Source organism: Chelatococcus sp. YT9, assembly GCF_018398315.1.
Lineage (GTDB): Bacteria > Pseudomonadota > Alphaproteobacteria > Rhizobiales > Beijerinckiaceae > Chelatococcus.
The window spans coordinates 4,075,069-4,096,127 of sequence record NZ_JAHBRW010000001.1 but is presented as its reverse complement, the minus strand read 5'-3'; the positions used below and the strand labels follow the sequence as shown (position 1 = coordinate 4,096,127).

The window sequence follows — 21,059 nt, the reverse complement described above, 5'->3', positions numbered from 1 at the left end:
GCGAGATCAAGGGCCTGCCGGGGCACCACAGGCCTTGGCAATCGCAAGGAAGTCATCCGCAACCAGGCTCGCGCCGCCGACCAGCGCACCGTTCACATTCGGCACGGCCATAAGCTCGGCGGCATTGGCGGGCTTGACCGATCCGCCGTAGAGCAGTCGCACGGCAGCCCCTGCCTCGCCATAGCGCTCGACGAGCTGACGGCGGATGGCGCCATGCATCTCGGCCACGTCGGCCGATGTTGGCGTGAGACCCGTACCGATCGCCCAGACGGGCTCATAGGCGACAACCACGTCACCGGGGAGCGTGTCCGGCAACGAGCCGTCGATCTGTCGTGCCACCACGGCAAGGGCGTCGCCGGCGTCGCGCTCCTGGCGCGTCTCGCCGACGCAGACGATAGGCAGAAGCCCGGCACGCCATGCCGCTTCGGCCTTCGCCCGCACATCTGCGTCGCTTTCGCCGTGGAGGGTGCGCCGCTCAGAGTGGCCAACGATGACCGCTGATCCCCCGGCATCCGCAATCATTTCCGCCGCGATGTCGCCCGTGAAAGCCCCGGAGGGTTCCGCGTGGCAATCCTGCCCGCCGATAGAGACAGCCGAGCCGCTGGCCTTCGCGGCAAATGCGGCGATGAGGGTGGCTGGGGGGCAGATCATCAGGTCGGCTCTCGCCGCCAGCCCGGCGTCATGGGCCTTGATCACCGCATCCAGCACATCCGTGGAACCCTTGAACCCGTTCATCTTCCAGTTTCCAGCCACGAGATGACGCAGATGACCACCAGCCATGAAGCATTTTCCTTGTCGTCAATGTTTTCGATCGAATCGATCCTTAACCCGTGCGGGCGGCATCGCCTAGTCTGGTTCACCCGGGAGTTTCGTTCATCCGACCTTTCGATTGGCTCACACCCAAGAAGATCGGCTCAAGCCCAAGATGGCAGGAGACGCCGAGCTACAGTAGCGTTCCTGCCGCGCGGACTTTCACATAGACCTGACGCCACGAGATGCCTTTGTCCATTGCGGCTCAGGAGCGCGCTCTCTATGATCCGCCACCTTGCTCGGTCAGGCCTGCCTGACGGGTCGAGTTCGGCTGTGCCCAGTCACCACCAACGTCTCGCTGATTAAGACCGGACCCCGCTCCTCATGTTGAACAGTTTTCGCAACGCCGGAAAATCGATCATTGGCCGTGCCATCATTGCCATCTTGTTCGGCTTTCTCATCTTGTCCTTCGGTCTATGGGGCGTCGGCGACATTTTTCGAGGCTATGCGGCCAACACCGCGGCGAATGTGGGCGAGACGGAAATCACGGTTCAGACGCTGCGCAACACGTATCAGAACGATCTGCAGCGTTTGCAACAGCAGCTGCGGCAGCCGATCAGCAATGAAATGGCACGGCGGATCGGCCTCGAGCAGCAGGTTCTCAACAAGCTGATCAACGAAGCGGCGCTGGATGCTCGCGCCACGCAGCTCGGGCTCTCCATCTCCGATGCGGATCTCGCGCGGGCCGTCATGGACGACCCGGTCTTCCGCAATGCGGCCGGTCAGTTCGACCGCCGTCGCTTCGATGAATTGCTGCGCTACAACGGGTTGACCGAGGCCTCCTACCTCAGGGACCAGCGCGCGGTCATCATTCGCCGGCAGTTGCTGGAGGGGGTGATGGGCGCGCTCGAGACGCCGATTGCCCTCCAGGAAGCGGTGTATCGTTATGGCGCGGAGCGGCGCGCGGCGTCCTATATCATTCTGCCCGCGGCGAGCGTGGGCACGATTGCCGATCCCGACGAGGCGGCCCTGCAAACGTGGTTCGACGCCCGAAAGGCGGTTTTCCGCGCGCCGGAATACCGCAGCGTCGTTACGCTCACCTTGACCCCCGAAGCGCTGGCAAAGCCGGACGCGGTTTCCGAGGCGGAAGTCAGCCGCGTCTACGAGGCGGACAAAGCCACCCGTTTCGGTACGCCGGAGCGTCGCACGGTCGAGCGTATCACCTTCCCCAATCTGGCCGATGCCCAGGCTGCAGCGGCGAAGCTCGCAGGCGGCACCACGTTCGAGGCCATTGCCGCGGAGCGGGGGCTCGCGGACAAGGATATCGCCTTCGGGACATTTGCGAAGAGCGAACTGATCGATACTGCGGTGGCGGATGCAGTGTTCTCCCTCGCGCAAGGCGTCGCCAGCGGCGCGATCGAAGGCCGGTTCGGGCCGGTGATCGTGCGCGTCACCGCCATTGAGCCGGCATCGGTGAAGCCGCTCGAGGCCGTCGCCGCGGAGATCCGGCAAGGGATCGCCCGCTCCACCGCGCAGAACCAGATGAACGATATTCATGACCGGATCGAGGACCAGCGTCTGGCGGCCAAGCCCCTCACCGACATCGCCACGGAATTTGGCCTCACCGCACAGACGATCGCCGCGGTGGATCAGGCGGGAAATGACAAGAACGGCCAACCCATCCCTGGCGTTGCCGGCAATACGGCGCTTCTGAATGCGATCTTCGCGTCTGACGTCGGCGCGGACAATGAGGCGATCCGGCTGAGCGACGGAGGTTATGAGTGGTTCGACGTGCGTGGTGTTGATCCCGCTCGCGAGCGCCCTCTCGCCGAGGTACGCGACCAGGTGCTGACGCGTTGGCGCGAAGACGCGATTGCGAAGGCGCTGTCCGACAAGGCGCGGTCTCTGGTCGAGCGCCTCAACAAGGGTGAAGCCATTCAGGCGATCGCCACCGAGCTTTCCCTGCCGGTCCAGACAGCCACGGGCCTCGCCCGCGGCGCGCCGAGCGGGAATCTACCCGCGCCGGTCGTGACGCAGATCTTCGCCGTGCCAGCCGGAAAGGCCGGATCAGCGGCCGCCGGGACCAACGGCGACGCGCGCGTCGTGTTTGTGGTGACCGAGGCGACCGTACCGCCCTACATCACATCGACTGGCGACGCGGTGCGTATTCGCGATCAGATGCGGACCGCCGTCGGGGAGGATTTGATCAGCGAATATACCACCAAGCTGCGTAGTGAGCTCGGCGTCACCATCAACCAGCAGGCGATCAACAACGCTTTCGGCAACAGCGATCTCTGATCGCGAGCCGGTGCGCTGTTCCGCGCGATCGTGACGCGGGCTTCTTGCCTGCGTAACCTCGCCTGCTCAGCCGTCGCGTCAAGCCACTGGCATTGCGGCGGCGGGTCAGGTATAGCCCGCAACACCATGACGGCGGAAGCGGCGTGCGCGCCCGGCAAAGAACCGGCGCACCGTCTTCCCTTTCACGGGAAGCCCGTCTTCAGTGAGATGGGCCTGACGACCCTCCGGCAGATCTGTCCGGAGGTACGGTGATCTGGACGTATCACGCGACTTCACCCCTCGCGCTGGTCACGCTCCCTAATTGAAAAGGTGAGGTTTCCCGCCCGGTTCCAAACGGTCGGTTCGGACCTCAGTACAAGCCATGCTATTTTCACCGTCTTTCGAAGACTTCGCCGCCACCTATGAAAAAGGCGAGGCCAGCGTACTCAGCACAAGTCTCGTTGCTGATCTAGAGACCCCCGTCGCCGCATATCTGAAGCTCAGCGCCGGCGGCACCCTTCCCACCTTTCTTCTTGAATCGGTCGAGGGCGGCGCCACCCGAGGCCGCTATTCCATGATCGGGCTCAGACCCGACCTGATCTGGCGATGCCGTGATGGGAAGGTCGAGGTCAATCGCGCCGCATCACGCAGCGCCGCCTTCTCTCCCGATGATCGGGCACCTCTGGACAGTCTCCGGGCACTGATCGCCGAGAGCGCGATCTCCTTGCCGGCGGGCCTGCCTCCCATGGCGGCGGGTGTCTTCGGTTACCTCGGCTATGACATGGTCCGCCAGATAGAGCGCCTGCCCGGCGGACCGCAGGATGCGCTCGATCTGGACGATGCGATCCTCGTGCGTCCGACTGTGATGGTTGTGTTCGATTCCGTCAGGGACGAGCTGTCGCTCATCACACCTGTTCGTCCGCAGGACGGTGTGTCTGCCAAGGCCGCCTATGAGGCTGCCGTGGAGCGTATCGAGGAGGCGCTGGCGGCGCTTGAGGCGCCCGTGCCGCGTGACAGCGGGCCGGATGCGGCGAACCTGCCTTCGCCCACCCCGGTGTCGAACACCACGCCGGAACGCTTCAAGGCGATGGTGGACAAGGCGAAGGACTACATCCGCGCTGGCGACATCTTCCAGGTGGTACTCTCGCAGCGCTTTGACGCGCCTTTCACGCTCCCGGCGCTGTCGCTCTACCGCGCGCTGCGGCGGCTCAACCCCTCGCCTTACCTCTGTTTCCTCGACTTTCTCGATTTCCAGATCGTCTGTTCGAGCCCGGAGATCCTGGTGCGGGTGCGGGACGGCAAGGTCACCGTGCGCCCAATCGCCGGCACGCGCCGGCGGGGCGCCACGCCGGCCGAGGACCGGGCACTTGCCGAGGAACTGCTGGCGGATCCCAAGGAGCGTGCGGAGCATCTGATGCTGCTCGACCTCGGCCGCAACGACGCCGGCCGGGTTTCCGCGATAGGCAGCGTCACCGTCACCGACAGCTTCTTCCTGGAGTACTATAGCCAGGTGATGCATATCGTCTCCAATGTCGAGGGCCGGCTCGATCCGAAGTGGGATGCCCTTGATGCCCTGGTCGCGGCTTTCCCTGCCGGGACGGTCTCCGGCGCGCCGAAGGTGCGTGCCATGGAGATCATTGACGAGATGGAGAAGGACAAGCGCGGCCCCTATGCCGGCTGCATCGGTTATTTCGGTGCTGATGGCGAGATGGACACCTGCATTGTCCTGCGCACGGCCTTGGTCAAGAACGGGCGCATGTCCGTCCAGGCCGGCGCCGGCATCGTCTATGATTCCGATCCGGAGTCAGAACAGACCGAATGCGTCAACAAGGCGAAAGCCGCCTTCCGGGCAGCGGAGGAAGCGGTGCGCTTCGCTGCGACTGCCAGGCGCGGGCAGTAGGAGGTTTCGCCATGACACGTATCGTTCTGATCGATAACTACGATTCCTTCACCTGGAACTTGATGCATCTCGTCGCTGGTACGGGCGCCGATGTCGAAGTCCATCGCAATGACGCCCTGAGCGTCGCCGACGTCCTGGCCAGCGGTCCGGATGCCATCGTGCTGTCACCCGGGCCCTGTACGCCGAACGAGGCGGGCATCTGCCTCAGCCTCATTACGGAGGCCGGCCCCTCCATTCCGATCTTTGGCGTGTGTCTTGGCATGCAGGCCATGGGTCAGGCTTACGGCGGCGAGGTCGTGCGAGCCCCTGCCCCGATGCACGGCAAGATCTCGGAGGTCCGGCACAACGGAGACGGTGTCTTCCACGGCATCGACGGGCCGTTCAAGGCGACACGCTACCACTCCCTTGTGGTCGATCGCCCGACCTGCCCGGATGTTTTCGACGTCACGGCCGAGAGCGACGGAGGCCTCATCATGGGCTTGTCGCACAGGCGGCATCCCGTGCATGGCGTGCAGTTCCACCCGGAGAGTGTTCTTTCCGAGCATGGGCCGACGATCATGCGAAACTTCCTTGACCTGGCGGCTGTCTGGAACGGGACGCATCGCCACAAACATAACTGACGGGAACGCCATGGATGCCTTCAAGCCTTTCATCGCCAAAGTCGCCACCGGCGCCCCGCTGAGCCGCGACGAAGCGCGAGCCGCCTTCGATACCCTGCTTTCCGGTGAGGTCACGCCCGCGCAGAGCGGCGCCTTCCTCATGGCGCTCCGCGTCCGCGGCGAGAGCGTCGACGAGATCGTCGGAGCCGTATCGGCCATGCGGGCCCGTATGCTGCGCGTCTCCGCGCCGCCCGATGCCATCGACATCGTTGGCACCGGCGGGGACAATTCCGGCAGCTACAATGTCTCGACGCTCGCCTCTATTATCACCGCGGCGGCGGGCGTCGTCGTGGCCAAGCACGGCAATCGTGCGGCCTCGTCGAAGTCGGGCGCCGCTGATGTGTTGATGGCGCTCGGCGTCAAGGTTGGTCAGGATGCCCCAGGAATCGCGCGCACCATTCGAGAGGCGGGCGTCGGCTTCATGTTTGCGCCAACCCACCACGGCTCGATGCGCCATGTCGCTGCGGTGCGCGCGGAGCTTGGCACCCGCACGTTGTTCAATCTGGTCGGCCCGCTCGCCAATCCAGCGGGGGTGAAGCGACAGGTGCTCGGCGTCTTCGCCGAGAGCTGGCTGGAGCCTCTTGTCGAGGTGCTGAAGGCGCTGGGTTCGGAAAAAGTCTGGGCCGTCTATGGCACGGATGGCCTCGACGAACTGACCGTCGCGGCGCGGACCGACGTGGTTGCCTTGGAAAATGGTCAGATCCGGCGCTTCTCGGTGCACCCTGAGGAACTCGGCCTTGCCCTCGCCCGCCCTGAAGATCTGAAGGGGGGCGATCCGGAGCACAATGCGCAGGCTTTGCGTGATGTGCTCGGGGGCAAGCCGGGCGCTTATCGTGACATTGCGCTGCTCAACGCGGCGGCCGGCCTTGTGGTTGCGGACAAGGCAAACGATCTCAGGGAAGGATTGCTGCTGGCCGCCAAGGCGGTCGACAGCGGTGCGGCGCGTAATGTTCTTGAGAATCTTGTGCGCGTCTCAAACGCGGCGCCGGAGGAGCAGCAGTGATGAGTGTCGCCCAAACGGCTCCGGCGGGAGACATACTCGCTCATATCGAAGCCTATAAGCGTCGCGAGATCGAGGCTGCCAAGGCGTGTGTGCCGCTGGCGGAAATCGAACGCCGTGCTTGGGCCGCAGCACCGGTCCGCCCCTTCGCCGAGGCGATCGCCAGCCATATGGCGCAGGGGCGTCCAGCGCTGATTGCGGAAGTCAAGAAGGCGAGCCCGTCCAAAGGGCTAATCCGCGCCGATTTCGATCCTCCGACGCTGGCTCGCGCCTACGCAGAGGGCGGCGCCTCGTGCCTCTCCGTATTGACGGATACGCCTTCGTTCCAAGGGAGGCCCGAATATCTCGAGGCGGCGCGCGCGGCCTCCGGTCTGCCGGCGCTGCGCAAGGACTTCATGTTCGAGCCATACCAGGTCTTCGAGGCACGCGCCTGGGGCGCCGACTGCATCCTTGTCATCATGGCGAGCGTCAGTGACGACGAGGCGCGCACGCTTGTGGATACGGCGCATGACCTGGGCATGGACGTTCTCGTCGAGGTGCATGATGGAGCCGAGCTCGACCGCGCCTTGCCGCTCGGCACGCGGCTCATCGGCATCAACAACCGGAACCTCCGGACCTTTGAGACGTCGTTGACCGTTTGCGAGAGCCTTGCGCCGCGCATACCCGGCGACCGCATCATCGTGGGCGAGAGCGGCATCTTCACCCATGCGGATGTCCAGCGCCTGGCAGGTTCCAACATTCGCGCCCTCCTCGTGGGTGAGAGCCTGATGCGCCAGGTGAATGTGACGGCGGCGACACGCGCGCTGCTCTTCGGCGAGGCGGCGCAGCCGTGAAAGGCCTGACGCATCTCGACGCCTCCGGCCAAGCTCATATGGTCGATGTTTCCGCGAAGCCCGCGACGAGCCGCGTTGCGACCGCCGCGGGTGTGGTGCGCATGCGGCCTGAGACGCTCGCCTTGATACGAGCCGGTGACGCGAAGAAGGGCGATGTACTCGGCACCGCCCGCCTCGCTGGCATCATGGCCGCCAAGAAGACGCACGATCTCATCCCACTCTGCCATCCGCTCGCGCTGTCGAAGATCACCGTGGATCTGGCTTTGGATGACGCTCTGCCCGGTGTCCGCGTGACGACGACGGCGAAGGTCAACGGGCAGACCGGGGTCGAGATGGAAGCCCTGACGGCGGCGAGCGTCGCCTGTCTCACCATCTATGACATGGTGAAGGCCGTGGACCGGAGCATGGTGATCGGCGAAATCCGCCTTCTCGCCAAGAGCGGCGGTCAATCCGGCGATTTCCGCGCAGCGGAGCCAGGCACGGAGGAAGGGCCTTGAGCGGAGAGGGCAAGAAGGCGGCGGGCGCTGACCTCACATCAGTGGCGGATGCCCTGGCGACGATCGTCGGCATGGCTCGCTCGGCGTTGCCAGCCGAGCACCTTCCGCTTGCCGAATGCCGCGGCCGTTATCTCGCTCATGATCTCGCAGCGTTGCGGACGCAGCCGCCCTTCGATGCCTCCGCGATGGACGGCTACGCTGTTCGTGACAGCGATGTCTCCGCGCTGCCAGCGACGCTCCGCGTCATTGGCACCAGCGCGGCTGGGCGTCGCTATCCCGGCGCGCTCGGCACAGGCGAGGCCGTCCGGATATTTACCGGGGCGCCCGTGCCGACCGGTGCTGACCGTGTCGTGATCCAGGAGGATACGAAGCGCGACGGTGATGATGTGGTCGTGACGACCCAATCATCATCGGGCGCCAATATTCGCGCGGCCGGACTTGATTTCACCGCTGGCGAGGTCCTCATCCGCGCGGGTGTGCGGCTCAATGCGCGGTTGCTCGCTCTGGCCGCCGCCATGGGCCATGGGGCCCTGCCCGTCTGCAGGCGTCCTCGCGTGGCCATCCTTGCCACGGGCGATGAGCTGGTCCGGCCCGGCGAGCCGATGGGTCCGGATCAGATCGTGACGTCCAACAGCTACGCCGTAGCGGCGATGGCCGAGGATGCAGGCGCGGAAGTGATCGACCTTGGAATCGCCGGTGACAGCTTCGTCGCTCTTGAAGCCGCCATCAACGCGGCCCGAGAGGCCAAAGCCGATGTGCTGGTGACGCTGGGCGGGGCCTCCGTCGGCGACCACGACCTCGTGCAATCGGCCCTGACGGCCCAGGGCATGGAGCTTGGCTTCTGGCGGATCGCCATGCGCCCGGGCAAGCCCCTCATGCACGGCCGGCTTGGTGACATGGCGATCCTCGGATTGCCAGGAAACCCGGTCTCCGCAATCGTCTGCGCCCAGCTTTTCCTGATACCCCTTCTGCGCCGGCTGGGCGGTGATCCCGACGCGCTCGCCGACATGAGCGAGGAGGCGGAACTCGCGGCAGACTTATCAGCCAACGACTTCCGCCAGGATTATCTGCGCGCCGAACTCATCGATCGCCCGGATGGCGTGCCGCTGGTGCGTCCCTTCGGACGGCAGGACAGCTCGATGCTGAGCACTCTTGCCGCCTCAGGCGCGCTCGTGCTGCGGCCGCCCCATGCGCCGGCCGCGAAGGCCGGCGCGCGGTGTCGTATCATGCGGCTTTCTTAGCGACTACGGCCGGAATGGACTGGCTGCTCGCGAACCAGTTCTGCGGGTTCCACTTGCGCTTTATCTCGAAAAGGCTTGGCGCACCATATAAACCCATGTAGTTTCGCCTAAAATATAGGTTCATTGCTCTATCTATCTGGCCGTCCCCGGGTGTAGAGCTGTACTCTTCGTTGTTTACTCCCAAATCAACGTCACAGTAATTAAAGTAGCATCCTTGCGTCGAGGGCGCATAAATATCGGGGTTTGGAACGCCTCCCTGATCGGCAAAGGCGGCTTTGTACATATCTTGCAGCCACTTAATATTGGCATGTGCAAGCGCTTGGTTGGCGCCCTCATCCTGCGAGTCTTCCTGCCAATAGGTTTCGTATTGAATTTTTGTAATAGACTGCCGCTGGACGATCGCCGTTTCGGAAACAGGCATAGGGTTGTCCGTGCCGCGCAGTCGATTGATCTGGCCACCATAGGAATCGAGCTGGAACAATGTCGCGCTTAGATCCGCCCCGGGGGGTTGGATGGTCATGTAGTTGAAATAAGCGTCACTCTGAAAACGCGTCACGGCCGTCGTCATATAGGCAGACTTATATTTCCCGTACCGATTGGCGCCAGAACCATTCACGTTCTGCGTCCCCTCAAGATAGGTATACTTTCGGTAAGGGAGAGCGTCATCGCCGGTCAGAAAAAGACCATTGTCCGCCAGCCACGCGGGATGACCAATATGAGGCGCGGGTGTGTTGGAGATTTCACCAATTCCGGCGTAGCGCTGCTTGCGCGCATTGGTCGTGGCGATCAGGGCCTGCTCAAAATCGCTCAGGTTTCCATGCAGGTGTTTATCATAGTAAGTGAATGACGACAGCGATAAGTCGCCAGTGTATTTATGGTTGATGTGAAATATGTGGAAATTATTCCACGTATCCTTCCGCTGATCGCACTCGTACTCGGCGTATGTCTGAAAATACTGAAATAGAATATCGCTTGTTATGTTGCCCCAAGGAAGCGTAATCGTGCTGATATACATATAATCAGGAGATCGCGGCAGTTCCTTGAAATAATAGTGGGTTATGATCCCAAAATTCCCGCCACCACCGCCTCGCACCGCCCAGAAAAGATCCGGGTTATTGTCTTTATCGCAGTAAATCAGCTCTGCTTTCCCGTTGCGAATGACAACGATGCTTACACCGGTTAGCCAATCAACGGTCAGTCCGTAGAGCCGGGAGAGGAGGCCATAGCCGCCACCCGTGACATGGCCGCCAAGACCAACGGAATAGCACGAACCGGCGGGCAACGTTTTCCCGAAGACGTTATTGAGAATCTGGTACATGTCCCAGTTGGCATTGCCGGTGCCGATATAATATCCCTTGTCCTTGTCGAGGCCGAAATCCCTCAGGCCGGTCACATCGACGATGCATTTGGTCTTGCTGCTATAAACGAAATTCTCGTAGCAGTGGCGGCCACTGACGATCTGAACTTCATCATGCTTATACATCGTGATGAAATTCTCCGCCGCATTCAGTGCATCTTCGGCGGTGAGCGGCGTATACACGCGCTCAAGATTAGGCGCGCTCCAGCGCTTGTCGAAGCCCTGCCGATCGGAGGGCGTAATGGCATCACCTTCTCTGAAAAGACATGTGGACATGGCTCACCTTCCCCAAGGTCACCAACGTCAAGCGCTTCCCCGCGCACATGGAAATTGCTCCATGATAAGCAAATCTATTCAATGTTAAATTGTTGCGTCAACACGAAAACCACTATATTTTTATCTTTCTTCTATTAACTATATATTTTAATGATCTTCCTATGGCGTATGGATCCCCCCAGTAATTTGGCGGAATTTTTTGAACGAGCGATTGTTAACGGCGTTGTTCTGACGACGCCCCGTGATCGGGGGCGTCATCCGCACCGCTGCTCCAATCCGCATCAATATAGAGGCGCCATCGCTGCTGTGCAGATCGAGAGCGTGGTAGGCGTCGGAACTCGAGAGAGTGGGCCTCACGCGGCTCCTTTTCCATGCGGAACCGGCTTATGAGCCCTTCCCGTCCTAATCCGGCCAGCGCAGAAGTGTCTCGACGCGGCGCTTGCGCCTGTCAGCGAGTGGCGTCGCGATAACACTGTTTGAGCGTTGCGCCTTGTCGAGCTCTTCATTGAGGCGCACCATCACGTCGTGTTCCTGCCCAGGATGCAGGTTGCACGGATCCATGAAGAAATAGCCGTGCTCGACTTCATGGTCGCGAACGATGACGGGCGGATTGCCAGCAGCCAGGGCGTCCGCCAGGTCCCACGCGGTTATGTGAGCGCCTTCCGGATTGACATCGACCTGGAGACGCTCAAGGGGGTTGTTGGTGGGGTCGGCGACGATGCGCGCGGTAATGCCGGGGCGGGCAACCAAGCCGATTTTCCAAAGCTCCAGGGCGCGCAGCTCACGGGTGCGGATGCCCTCATGGTCGCGCCGTTCCCAGGCCTTCAGGGCGGCAATCGTCCCGGCAATCCCTTCCTTGCCGACCTTCATGCCACGGCCAATGCCGAGGTTCTGCAGGAAGGCCGCGCGTACGAGGTCCTTGCGCCCGGCGACGATGCCGCCAGTAGGACCACCCAGGAACTTGTGGGACGAATAGAGCGCCACGTCGGCCCCGTCGGCCAGAAAGCCCCGCAGGTCATATTCCGACGCGGCATCGACGATGACCGGGACACCCCTCTCATGAGCGATCGCGGCGAATTCAGCCAAGGGGATCTGGCCAAATTGAACCGTGTGGTGAGAGACCACATACAGCGCTGCGGCCGTACGGTCGGTGATGGCCCCCGCGAGCTGGTAGCCATAGGCGCTCGTTACCTGCCCCACCGGAACAACCTTGGCACCGGCGAGGCGGACGCTCTGTTCGACAGGCGCGCCGAAGCTGACGAGATGTCCGCTGAGGACAACCACCTCATCCTTAAGCCCGCGAGCATCAGGGAGCCGCTCCACGGCTGCAAGATCAGAGCCCGTCATGGCTCCCGCGACGGCGAGCGTTATGCCTGCCGCGCAGGAGGCGGTCACAAAGCCACTGTCGGCACCGGTGAGCCGCGCGATCACCTCGCTGGCGCGACGTTGCAGGTCATTGATCTCGACGAACTGCGGCAGGACCTGCGAAATCGTGTCGACGGCGTCAGGCACAACGATCGAAGCCCCGAGGCCGGTCATCGTGCCTGATACGTTGATAATTGGACGTACGCCAAGGTCCATACGGATATCGGTGCTCATGCCTTACTCCTGCGAACGCGTCGACCGTCGCCAGCGAGGAACGATAGCCAACGTCTGAAATGCCGCTTCTGCAACGATCATCGGCAAGCGAAGCCGAACATGCGGGACGGGCATGGTGCGGATCCATGGAACCCCGAAAAGAGATATTGCCAGGCTGAGACATGTCCCTCACAGCAGCACAACATTCTCTCTCCTTCGAGGTCCCATGGATCGCCTCCGCCCCCCGGCAGCTCATCAATCCTGTCTTGTGATGCCGTTGTCGAAACCACAGCACGCTGTGCTTTCACGTCGGCTCGGCCTATAGCGCGCCGCCTCTGCCACATGGCTGCCGCGAATGGCAAAGCGGGGCTCGAACATTCGGGTGAGATGGGCGGTCTGCCCGAGCGAATCCATCACCGTCAAATCGTCGTCAACGAGATCGAAGACCGTGAACTCGGCGGCGGTGCCGACCGCCAGCAGATCCGCGACAGGCAAGCCAACGGCCGTCATCGGTGCGGTTGTCGAGGCGGTCACCACATCCTCGAACGGCATGCCCACCGAGAGAAGCTTCGACATGGTCGTGGCCATGTCCCAGACCGTCGAGTCCATCGAACGCAAATGCAGGTCCGTGGAGATCGAGAAGGGCTTCAATCCGCGCTGAAGCGCAACCTCGGCGACCTTGAAGGAGAACGACGCGCCGCCGTGCCCGATGTCGAGGCGAATGCCGCGCTCAGCGCATGTCACGACGAGATCCCACAGATGTCGGTCTTCGATGATCGACGAGCCCGCCTTGCCATTGAAACAATGGGTGACGATATCGCCGGGGTCGAGGAGCGCGAGCACCTCGTCATAGGTCGGTGGTGCCTCCCCCACATGGACCATCATCGGCAGGCCGGCGACCCGCGCCATCTTTTTAGCGATCTTAAGCGGCGTGATGCCCCAGCTGCCAACGATGACGCCGCTCGCGCGACATTTGATCCCCACGATAACGTCACGGTTAGCTTCGATGACGGCCAACGAGCGGTCCATGTCGATGGACCGTGTATCGATGAGCTCGCTCACGCGGTTGCAGGCGACGAGACCGATCGACCCGACATTGAGGAAGGCGCGGATCCGTTCCGGCGCCCTGTCGATCACATACTCCCGAAAACCGTGGAAATTGGCCTCGCCGGCCGAGCCTGCGTCAACGATTGTCGTCACGCCGCGCCGCAGACCTGCTTGCTCCGGCCGTATCGAGATGTCGGTTCCCCCGTGCCAGACATGGGCGTGCAAATCTACCCAGCCGGGCGATACATAGGCATTGTTGCCTTCGATGACGCGCATCTTGTCCGACGCGGCCAGGCCGCGGCCGACAGCGGCGATCTTGCCGGCCTCGTCGATCAAGATATCGACCTGCGCCTCGGGTGAGCCACCGTGGAAGGCGACTGGCCGCACGTTGCGCACGAGGATGCGTGCGCGTCCTCGGGCTTCCTGGGCCCATTGTTCCAGCATCAGAATTGTCCTTGCGTAATCATAAGTCTTTAGAAAATCGCGGGTCCAGCAGGTCGCGCAGGCCATCGCCCACGAGCTGCAGCGAAAGCACCGCTATGACGACCGCCAACCCCGGAAACAGCAGTATCCACCAGGCCTGATCCATATATTGGCGGCCGAGACTGATCATGGTGCCCCAGGTCGGCACATCCGGCGACACGCCAACGCCGAGGAAGGACAATCCCGCCTCAGCGAGGATGGCGCTGGCAAAGATGAAAGTGCCTTGGACCAGGATCGGCGATGTGATGTTACGCAACACGTGCATGATCATGATATGCGGCGTCGAGGCGCCGATGGCGCGAGCGGCTTCGACATAGGGCAGCTCGCGAATAACGAGCGTGGAGGCGCGCACGATGCGCGCCAGCCGCGGCGCATAGACAATCCCGAGCGCGACGATGACATTCACCAGGGTCGGCCCGAGCGCCGCAACCAGCGATATGGCCAACAGGATGTCCGGGAACGACATCATCGCATCGAGAAGCCGCGAAATGGGCGGATCGAGCCGGCGGAAGAAGCCTGCCAGCAGCCCGAGTGTGACGCCGACGATGGAGGAAAAAACCACCACGGCGAAGCCAACGAAAAGCGATGCGCGTGCGGAGTAGACGACGCGGGTGAATACATCGCGGCCAAAGTCGTCCGTGCCGAACAGATGCATGCTGGAGGGTGCGAGCAGCCGGTTGGCCACGGACAACCGTGATGGCGAATAGGGGGTGACCCATGGCGCCAAGGCACCCGCGAGAGCAAAGATCACGAGCACCGCGATGCCGACGATCATCGTCTTGCGCTGCATCGAGCGCCTGAGCAGCGAGGGCCGCGTCGCGAAGGTGTGGGTGTCGATCGTAGCCATCAGAAGCGCACCCGCGGATCGACGACGAGATAGAGCATGTCGATGATGAAATTCAGCAGGACGTAGAGCCCCGCGACGATCAACAGCGCGCCCTGGATGACCGGGTAATCGCGGCGCAGCACAGCCGAGACCACGAGGTTGCCGACACCGGGCAGGCCGAACACCGTTTCCGTGACGACCGCGCCCGAAATCAGCACCGCCGCCGTGAGGCCGATGACGGTGAGAATGGGGATGAGCGCATTCTTCAACGCATGCTGCAACAGCACCTTCATGTGGCTGACGCCCTTGGCGCGTGCCGTGCGGATGTAGTCGCTCGACAACACCTCAATCATGCTTGTGCGTGTGAAACGAGTGATGAGCGCAGAACTGATGATGCCGAGCGTCACGGCGGGCAGCACGAGGTGCTGCATGCGCCCCATGAAGCTCTCTCCCGGCCCGCCATAGCCCGACGTCGGGAACCATCCCATGCGCACGGAAAAGAACTGGATGAAGATGAGACCCAGCCAGAAGCTCGGAATACTGGCCGACAGCATCGCCACTGCCGTTACGAGCTGGTCCGTCCAGGTGCCGCGTTTCCACGCCGCCATGATGCCGACGGGCAATGCGATGGCGCAGGCGATGAGGATGGCGAAGACCGTGAGGAAGAAGGTAGGCTCGGCGCGTTGGGCGAGCGCGCTTAGCACGGGCTGGTCGAGAAAGATCGAGCGACCGAGATCACCGCGCACAACCTGTTCGAGAAAAGAGAGATACTGGATCAGCAGAGGCCGATCGAGGCCGAGTTGGGTGCGCAACGCAGCGATATCCGCGGCGGTGGCGTCAGGCCCCAGCATGACGGCGGCCGGATCGCCCGGCGTGACGCGGACGATGACGAACACGACGGTCGCCACAATGAACATGACAACAATCATGCCGACAAAGCGATTGAGGATATAGCCGACCATGACCCTGACCATTGCGAGAGAGAGGGGGGCCGCGTCTCCCCCACGCGGCCCCGACCGAGACAATCAAACGATTGGCCCGGCTTTCGTCAGTCCAGAGAGGCGTTCCAGAAGAACGGCCATGGGGCTGGCTCCACGCCCTTCAGATTCGGCGCCTGCGCGTAAAGCGCATTGAAATTGCCGACCTTGTAGAGAGGCGCCTCGGCGAACACGGCCTCCTGCACCTTGGCAAACAACTTCACACGTTCGTCCGTATTGACTGCCGTGTTGAACGGGCCAACGGCCGCTTGTTTCGCAGGCGTTGACCACCAGCCCGGCGAGGCGTCGGACATGTAGCTCGACAGGGCCGGCTCCGGCAGGAACGGACTATGGGTGATATAAATTCCCCAAAGCTTCGGATCAGCCCGGCGTTGCGTGAGCGTTGCCCAGTCGACCACCTGCATGTCGACTTTGAAGCCCGCCTGCTCCAGATAGGCCTTGGCCACCTGAGCCATCTTGTAATGGAATTCGTACTGCCGGCTCGTCAGAATGACGAGTGGCTCGCCCTTATAGCCGGCCTTGTCGAGAAGCGACTTGGCTTTCTCCGGGCTCGCCTGATTGTAGAGCTTTGTGCCCGCCTCGGTATGCCAGATGAAGCCCTTCGGATAGAGCGCACCATCGACCTCATAGAACTCCTTGGAACCGAACGCGGCCAACAGCATATCGTTGGGATCGAGCGCAGCCTGGACCGCCTGCCGTACCTCGAGCCTGGATGTGATGCCTTCCTTCGTATTCATGACGAAGACCGGCCAACCGAAAGATTTCAGAACGGCCGGCGTCGACTTACCCGTCTTCAGACGGTCAAAGGACTCGACCGGCAGGGAATCCGCGTAAGCAAACTGCCCCGCAACGGCCCCTTCAACACGCGTATTGGGATCCGGCACGGGAACAAAGCGGATCTCGTCAAGGTATTGCTTGCGCGCGCCGCCGTAAAAATCCGAATCGCCGGAACGTGATTTGTATCCATCGAAGCGGGTGAGCTGGATATACTGGTCGGCCTTGCGCTCCTTCAAGGCATAAGGGCCCGTCCCGGCCACCTTGGCCAACGGAACCGCCTGATTATCCGCCTTCAGCACGATGGCTGCCGAATTGTTGAAGGCCAGCAAAGCCAGAAGCGGGGCGTAGGCCTCCTTCAGCGTGATCTTCACGGTCAGGTCGCCGACCGGCTCGATCGAAGCAATATTGGTCGCGGTCTGCTTGCCGCGAGAAGCATTCTCCGTCCAGCGCTTCAGTGAAGCGACCACATCGCGAGACGTCATGGTGCCGCCGTCGTGGAAAGCAATTCCATCACGCAGCTTGATTGTATAGATTTTGCCGTCCGGCGATATTTCAGGTAGCGCCTCAGCAAGAAGAGGCGTGATTTTCCAGTCCTTGCCGAAGGTATAGAGCGTCTCGAAGATGTGCTGGCTAACGATGCCGACCAGATCGGCCGTCGAGACCATGGGATCGAGCGTCGGCGGCTCGCCGACGGTTGCCACGTTGATAATACCGCCACGCTTCGGCTCCGCGATAGCACTCCCCGAATAAAATGGAAGTGAAACCAAGGCCACTGCCAGAAGGGAATGATACTTCCGTTTCATTATGTCTCCCCTTTTCGTATTTATAATATAAATACGCGGTTTATTACGGTTGTTCTATTCTTATTTTAAAAAAAGAACGCAGCTCGGCGTTCCTACGTCTAGCCGAAAGTGGGTACGGTAGCCGCGCCCTTCTTGCCAGTCGATTTCCCATACCATGACACTGTCATCATTCTGGTTCGCTGTGATGACCCAGCGTCCGCACGGTGAAAAGGCAAAGTCGCGCGGCTTATCACCACCACTCGGCATATCGAACCAGGGTGCTATCGCGCCCGTCGCATCGTCGAATTCGAAGAAAGCAATAGTGTGGGCGCCGCGGTTCGAGACGGCGAAGATACTCCGGGTCGGATGCCAGTGCAGCCCCGCCGCGGTGTTCTCGCCGGGAAAAGGCGTGCGCAGTGTCGAAACACGCGCCGTTTCCTCAAGCCGGCCGTCGCGGAAGCTGAGCGACGAACCCTCGCTTGCCAGTTCGTGAACGAGTACAACATGGCGCCCGTCTCGACTGAAACGAACAAGCCGTGGTCCCGAGCCCGCCGGGGCGTGCCACACGAGCGGCGGCGTTGACGTGAGCCGGCCATCATTGACGGGATAACAAGCAACCTCATCCGTGCCGAGGTCCGGAACCACGATCCAGCCGCCATCGGGTGAGAAGCGGGCCGCATGGGGATGCGGAACAGTCTGTCGTAGGGGGTGGACACTATGACCGTGGCGCTGGACCATGCTGCCCTCGTCCGCAACTAAGCCGTCCGCGTCGATGCCGCGCGTCAGGACATGTCCGCTGCCGTAGCATGCACCGGCGAGCCATCGCCCCGTCGGATCAAGATCGAGATGACACAACACGCGCCCGGGAACTGGCCGGCGATGAACGAGGCGAAGCCTACCCATTTCACAGTCGGCTGCAACGGTCGCGATGCCGCTCCGCGCGTCATCAACTTCCAGCGCCGCGAGAAAACGACCGTTACCGAGCGGCTTGAGATAGGATGGGTTCGGCAGATCGCGGAGGCAATCAACCAGCGCGAGATGTCCATCCTCGCCAAGCCGGACGAGAGAGACCCCCTCTCCGGCCGCCCGAAAATCCCCGTAGCTTTCAGTGAAGCTACCAACTGCGAAATAGCGCTCAGTCACAGGCACCTCCCTCGCAGGAGCGCCCGACACGAGACGGTGGGTAGCATCGAATAGCTACCATCACTTCCCGCTGTGGGCGCTGGACAATTCATTTACGCGCCCTCGGCGGTGGGCCACTTGATTCCCGTACATTAAGCGTCGGGTCGAGCGTAATCCGTATGGGGGGCCCGGCATATTGCCCCAAAACCCTTTCATGAAGGAGCTTGAGCGCGAGCCGTCCGAGCGTCGACGGAAAAGGGTCGACCGTGGTCAGGGGCGGATCGAGTGAGCGTGCGAGAAGACTATTGTTAATAGCGGCGACGGAGACGTCTTGGGGAATACTGAGCCCCCTCTCGCGCAACGCGCGCATTACACCCACGGCAGTCACGTCGTTGCGCGCAAAGACTGCCGTGAACTCGACGCCCCGACGGACGAGATCGGTCACAGCAGCGTGCCCCGCCTCCTGAGAAGGCAGATCGGGAAGGCATACCAGCTCCCCATGCTGCGCCACGCGCGCTTCCCTGAGCGCCTCGCTATAGCCGCTGTAGGGTGAGAAATTGTGGAAATGCGGCGCCCCTTCGACATAGGCAATGCGCCTGTGACCAAGCGCGATGAGATGCGCCACGGCAAGCTTCGCAGCCGTCAGGTAGTCGGTTGAAATGGCGTCGATCTTGAGCCCTTTCGGCCAGCGGCCGACATAGACGAGGGGCTTGCCGACCTCGATCACCCTGAGAGCGCCCGGGGTCGGGCGATCCACCGCGCCGGGCGCGACGACCGCCCCGCCGATACTGGGATCGTTTGCAACCTCGCCAAGCTGCTCGCTCTCACTTTCGAAGCGATATTCGGACTGGCTCGCCATGACCTTGAGATCATGGCTACGCGCCTCCTGCTCCATGCCATCGATCATCTCGCCGTAGAACGGACTCGAAAAAGTGGGGATGATCAGCGCGAGCCGCGTCGGACGCGCGGGACCAGGGCGAATGCTCGCCAGGCGGTCTACGACAAAAGTACCACTTCCAGGCCGACGCTCAAGCCGCCCGGCATCAACAAGCGCATCAATCGCCCGCCGAACGGTGGTGCGCGACAGGGAATATTCCTCCATGAGCTGACGCTCAGAGGGGATCGAGTGGCCGGGCACATAGCGCCCTTCCTCGATTGCCTCGCGCAGCGCGCGCTCCATAAGTCCGGTCTTATCTGCGGTCATGGATTGTATCGCTCCATAGAACATGTATTCTACATGAACGCTCAAACGACAACAACAGCTGAAATGATAATACCGGTCACAAAGGGGGATTTTTTATGAAAGCGATTATCGCTGGCGTGTGCTGCCTCGCGGCGCTCTCAAGCGCGGCCGTCGCGCAGGACAAGACCTTCAAATATCCGAGCTGGATGTGGGAAGAAGGCCAGGTCGGAGCCTGGCACAAGGAGCGGAAGGCGGAGTTCGAAGCCAAGCACCCGGGCGTGAAGGTCGAGGCCACGGTGCTGTCTCCAGCCAATTTCGAGAACGTCATCACAACGCAGATCGCCGCTGGCGATGTGCCAGACCTCATGCCGGCTTACACCAACATGCTTGCCCCGCTTATCGATGCGGGCGTGCTCGCGCCGCTCGACGACTGTATCGCGGCCTCCTCCTACAAGGACAGGCTGCTATCCTCGATCAAGTTCGCGCAGAAGGACGGCAAGACCTATGGCGTGCCGCTCACAATGAGCCCTCAGTCCATGATCGTGAACAAGGCCCTTCTGGAAAGAGCCGGTATCACGAGCATCCCGACCACGCCCGAAGAGTTCCATGCCGCCGCGAAGGCGGTGAAGGAAAAGACCGGCCAGTGGGGATATGGCTTCCCCAACAACATGTCGAACGCGCTTTTCCCCTATCTGCAGAGCATGCAGTGGGTGATCGGGCTGGGTGGCGACTGGTCGAAGCCGGACGGCACCATCACCGCGAACGATCCGCTGACGATTAAAGGCGTTTCATGGACCAAGCGCTTCCTTGACGAGGGCCTGAGCCCAAAAGGCCTCGATGCCAACGCGATTCGCACCATGTTCGCAGAGGGTAAGGTCGCCTTTATCTTCGACGGTCCCTGGGTGATCGGGCAGGTCAGCACCACCAATCCGGATCTCCTGAAAAAGGTGGACTTCGCCGTGATGCCGACGCCGACCCATGCGGCCATCACCGGCGGCGCCTACTACACGATTCCCGCAGGCTCGAAGCTGAAGGCCGAGGCCTGCGAGTATCTCGAGATCATCAACGCAGAGCCGGCCCAGCGCGCCTATGTCGAGAAGCTCCTGCAGATTCCCGGCACGGACGTGAAGCTCAGCCCGGAATTCCTCGCCAGCAACCCCTGGGTCGGCAAGATGGTCGAGATCGCGGCGAAATATCCTGGCGGACTCGGTTATGCCCCGCCCGGCTACGCGGTCGATGCGGCTGAGTTCCGGCAGATCGTCTCTGACCATCTCGCCAAGATCTATGCGGGGACGGCGACGGTCGAGGAAGGCCTGAACCAGGCACAGAATGCCTTGGAGACCTGGGCGAAAACCCGGTGACGGCCAGGCTCACCTCCCGGTCCTATGTACGGTCCGCGGTCGCCCGCGGGCCCTCCCGCCGAGCCTGCGGCAAGGCGGAAGGATCCTGACCCGCTGGGGGCTGGGGTTTAGG

General features: G+C 62.1%; 17 protein-coding genes. 8 read left to right on the top strand and 9 right to left on the bottom strand.

The genetic code is table 11. From position 1 onward, the window contains the following. Positions 1–6 precede the first annotated feature (6 nt). Positions 7–780: a triose-phosphate isomerase gene (gene tpiA / locus KIO76_RS18910; protein ID WP_213324687.1), complete on the bottom strand. Its 774-nt coding sequence runs from the start codon at positions 778–780 to the stop codon at positions 7–9. 354 nt (positions 781–1,134) lie between these two features. Between tpiA and KIO76_RS18905 the strand changes: the two genes are divergently transcribed. The 7 genes from KIO76_RS18905 (at position 1,135) to KIO76_RS18875 (ending at position 9,157) form a co-directional block, all read left to right on the top strand. Then, entirely contained in the window at positions 1,135–3,048 is a 1,914-nt protein-coding gene (locus tag KIO76_RS18905; protein ID WP_213324686.1) for a peptidylprolyl isomerase, read from the top strand. A 361-nt stretch (positions 3,049–3,409) separates the two neighbouring features. Next, complete coding sequence (trpE, locus tag KIO76_RS18900; protein WP_213324685.1) at positions 3,410–4,927, top strand: anthranilate synthase component I; 1,518 nt, start codon at positions 3,410–3,412, stop codon at positions 4,925–4,927. A gap of 11 nt (positions 4,928–4,938) precedes the next feature. Beyond that, on the top strand, positions 4,939–5,547 hold the full coding sequence (locus tag KIO76_RS18895; RefSeq protein WP_213324684.1) for an anthranilate synthase component II: 609 nt from the start codon (positions 4,939–4,941) through the stop codon (positions 5,545–5,547). Positions 5,548–5,557: 10 nt separating this feature from the next. Further along, complete coding sequence (gene trpD / locus KIO76_RS18890) at positions 5,558–6,589, top strand: anthranilate phosphoribosyltransferase (protein ID WP_213324683.1); 1,032 nt, start codon at positions 5,558–5,560, stop codon at positions 6,587–6,589. Next, the gene (gene trpC / locus KIO76_RS18885; protein ID WP_213324682.1) at positions 6,589–7,419 is read left to right on the top strand and encodes an indole-3-glycerol phosphate synthase TrpC; all 831 of its coding nucleotides are present in this window, start codon (positions 6,589–6,591) and stop codon (positions 7,417–7,419) included. The genes trpD and trpC overlap by 1 nt, the downstream gene beginning before the upstream one ends. Next, positions 7,416–7,916 (top strand): cyclic pyranopterin monophosphate synthase MoaC, encoded by a 501-nt coding sequence (gene moaC / locus KIO76_RS18880; protein WP_213324681.1) that lies wholly within the window; start codon positions 7,416–7,418, stop codon positions 7,914–7,916. Before trpC ends, moaC begins: the two co-directional genes overlap by 4 nt. Further along, a complete protein-coding gene (locus tag KIO76_RS18875) occupies positions 7,913–9,157 on the top strand; it encodes a molybdopterin molybdotransferase MoeA (protein WP_283771452.1) in 1,245 nt (414 codons plus the stop codon). The genes moaC and KIO76_RS18875 overlap by 4 nt, the downstream gene beginning before the upstream one ends. Here the strand turns inward: KIO76_RS18875 and KIO76_RS18870 are convergent. The 8 genes from KIO76_RS18870 to KIO76_RS18835 all read right to left on the bottom strand — a co-directional run bounded on the left by KIO76_RS18870 (position 9,141) and on the right by KIO76_RS18835 (position 19,607). Beyond that, positions 9,141–10,790 (bottom strand): FAD-binding protein, encoded by a 1,650-nt coding sequence (locus tag KIO76_RS18870; RefSeq protein WP_213324680.1) that lies wholly within the window; start codon positions 10,788–10,790, stop codon positions 9,141–9,143. The two genes, KIO76_RS18875 and KIO76_RS18870, sit on opposite strands and share 17 nt — an antisense overlap. A 402-nt stretch (positions 10,791–11,192) precedes the next feature. Then, positions 11,193–12,389 (bottom strand): aminotransferase class V-fold PLP-dependent enzyme, encoded by a 1,197-nt coding sequence (locus KIO76_RS18865; RefSeq protein WP_213324679.1) that lies wholly within the window; start codon positions 12,387–12,389, stop codon positions 11,193–11,195. Positions 12,390–12,623: 234 nt separating this feature from the next. Further along, on the bottom strand, positions 12,624–13,859 hold the full coding sequence (locus tag KIO76_RS18860; RefSeq protein WP_213324678.1) for an amidohydrolase/deacetylase family metallohydrolase: 1,236 nt from the start codon (positions 13,857–13,859) through the stop codon (positions 12,624–12,626). Positions 13,860–13,878: 19 nt separating this feature from the next. After that, positions 13,879–14,745, bottom strand: a complete 867-nt coding sequence (locus KIO76_RS18855) for an ABC transporter permease (protein WP_213324677.1) — start codon at positions 14,743–14,745, stop codon at positions 13,879–13,881. Next, the gene (locus KIO76_RS18850) at positions 14,745–15,686 is read right to left on the bottom strand and encodes an ABC transporter permease (protein ID WP_213324676.1); all 942 of its coding nucleotides are present in this window, start codon (positions 15,684–15,686) and stop codon (positions 14,745–14,747) included. The genes KIO76_RS18855 and KIO76_RS18850 overlap by 1 nt, the downstream gene beginning before the upstream one ends. Before the next feature lie 86 nt (positions 15,687–15,772). Further along, entirely contained in the window at positions 15,773–17,302 is a 1,530-nt protein-coding gene (locus KIO76_RS18845; protein ID WP_213324675.1) for an ABC transporter substrate-binding protein, read from the bottom strand. A 60-nt stretch (positions 17,303–17,362) separates the two neighbouring features. Next, positions 17,363–18,424 carry a lactonase family protein gene (locus KIO76_RS18840; RefSeq protein WP_213324674.1) on the bottom strand — a complete coding sequence of 354 codons (1,062 nt, stop codon included), beginning with the start codon at positions 18,422–18,424 and terminating at the stop codon, positions 17,363–17,365. 88 nt (positions 18,425–18,512) lie between these two features. Then, positions 18,513–19,607 carry a GntR family transcriptional regulator gene (locus KIO76_RS18835; RefSeq protein WP_213324673.1) on the bottom strand — a complete coding sequence of 365 codons (1,095 nt, stop codon included), beginning with the start codon at positions 19,605–19,607 and terminating at the stop codon, positions 18,513–18,515. Between the two features lie 95 nt (positions 19,608–19,702). Between KIO76_RS18835 and KIO76_RS18830 the strand changes: the two genes are divergently transcribed. After that, the gene (locus KIO76_RS18830; RefSeq protein ID WP_213324672.1) at positions 19,703–20,947 is read left to right on the top strand and encodes an ABC transporter substrate-binding protein; all 1,245 of its coding nucleotides are present in this window, start codon (positions 19,703–19,705) and stop codon (positions 20,945–20,947) included. The last annotated feature ends 112 nt before the right edge of the window (positions 20,948–21,059 follow it).

Excerpts from the sequence above, each read along its gene's own strand:
- KIO76_RS18860 (WP_213324678.1), bottom strand. The coding sequence starts at position 13,859 with ATGCTGGAACAATGGGCCCAGGAAGCCCGAGGACGCGCACGCATCCTC.
- KIO76_RS18895 (WP_213324684.1), top strand. The coding sequence starts at position 4,939 with ATGACACGTATCGTTCTGATCGATAACTACGATTCCTTCACCTGGAAC.
- KIO76_RS18870 (WP_213324680.1), bottom strand. The coding sequence starts at position 10,790 with ATGTCCACATGTCTTTTCAGAGAAGGTGATGCCATTACGCCCTCCGAT.
- KIO76_RS18835 (WP_213324673.1), bottom strand. The coding sequence starts at position 19,607 with ATGACCGCAGATAAGACCGGACTTATGGAGCGCGCGCTGCGCGAGGCA.
- trpC (WP_213324682.1), top strand. The coding sequence starts at position 6,589 with ATGAGTGTCGCCCAAACGGCTCCGGCGGGAGACATACTCGCTCATATC.
- trpD (WP_213324683.1), top strand. The coding sequence starts at position 5,558 with ATGGATGCCTTCAAGCCTTTCATCGCCAAAGTCGCCACCGGCGCCCCG.
- KIO76_RS18845 (WP_213324675.1), bottom strand. The coding sequence starts at position 17,302 with ATGAAACGGAAGTATCATTCCCTTCTGGCAGTGGCCTTGGTTTCACTT.
- KIO76_RS18850 (WP_213324676.1), bottom strand. The coding sequence starts at position 15,686 with ATGGTCGGCTATATCCTCAATCGCTTTGTCGGCATGATTGTTGTCATG.
- KIO76_RS18855 (WP_213324677.1), bottom strand. The coding sequence starts at position 14,745 with ATGGCTACGATCGACACCCACACCTTCGCGACGCGGCCCTCGCTGCTC.
- tpiA (WP_213324687.1), bottom strand. The coding sequence starts at position 780 with ATGGCTGGTGGTCATCTGCGTCATCTCGTGGCTGGAAACTGGAAGATG.
- KIO76_RS18865 (WP_213324679.1), bottom strand. The coding sequence starts at position 12,389 with ATGAGCACCGATATCCGTATGGACCTTGGCGTACGTCCAATTATCAAC.
- trpE (WP_213324685.1), top strand. The coding sequence starts at position 3,410 with ATGCTATTTTCACCGTCTTTCGAAGACTTCGCCGCCACCTATGAAAAA.
- KIO76_RS18905 (WP_213324686.1), top strand. The coding sequence starts at position 1,135 with ATGTTGAACAGTTTTCGCAACGCCGGAAAATCGATCATTGGCCGTGCC.
- KIO76_RS18830 (WP_213324672.1), top strand. The coding sequence starts at position 19,703 with ATGAAAGCGATTATCGCTGGCGTGTGCTGCCTCGCGGCGCTCTCAAGC.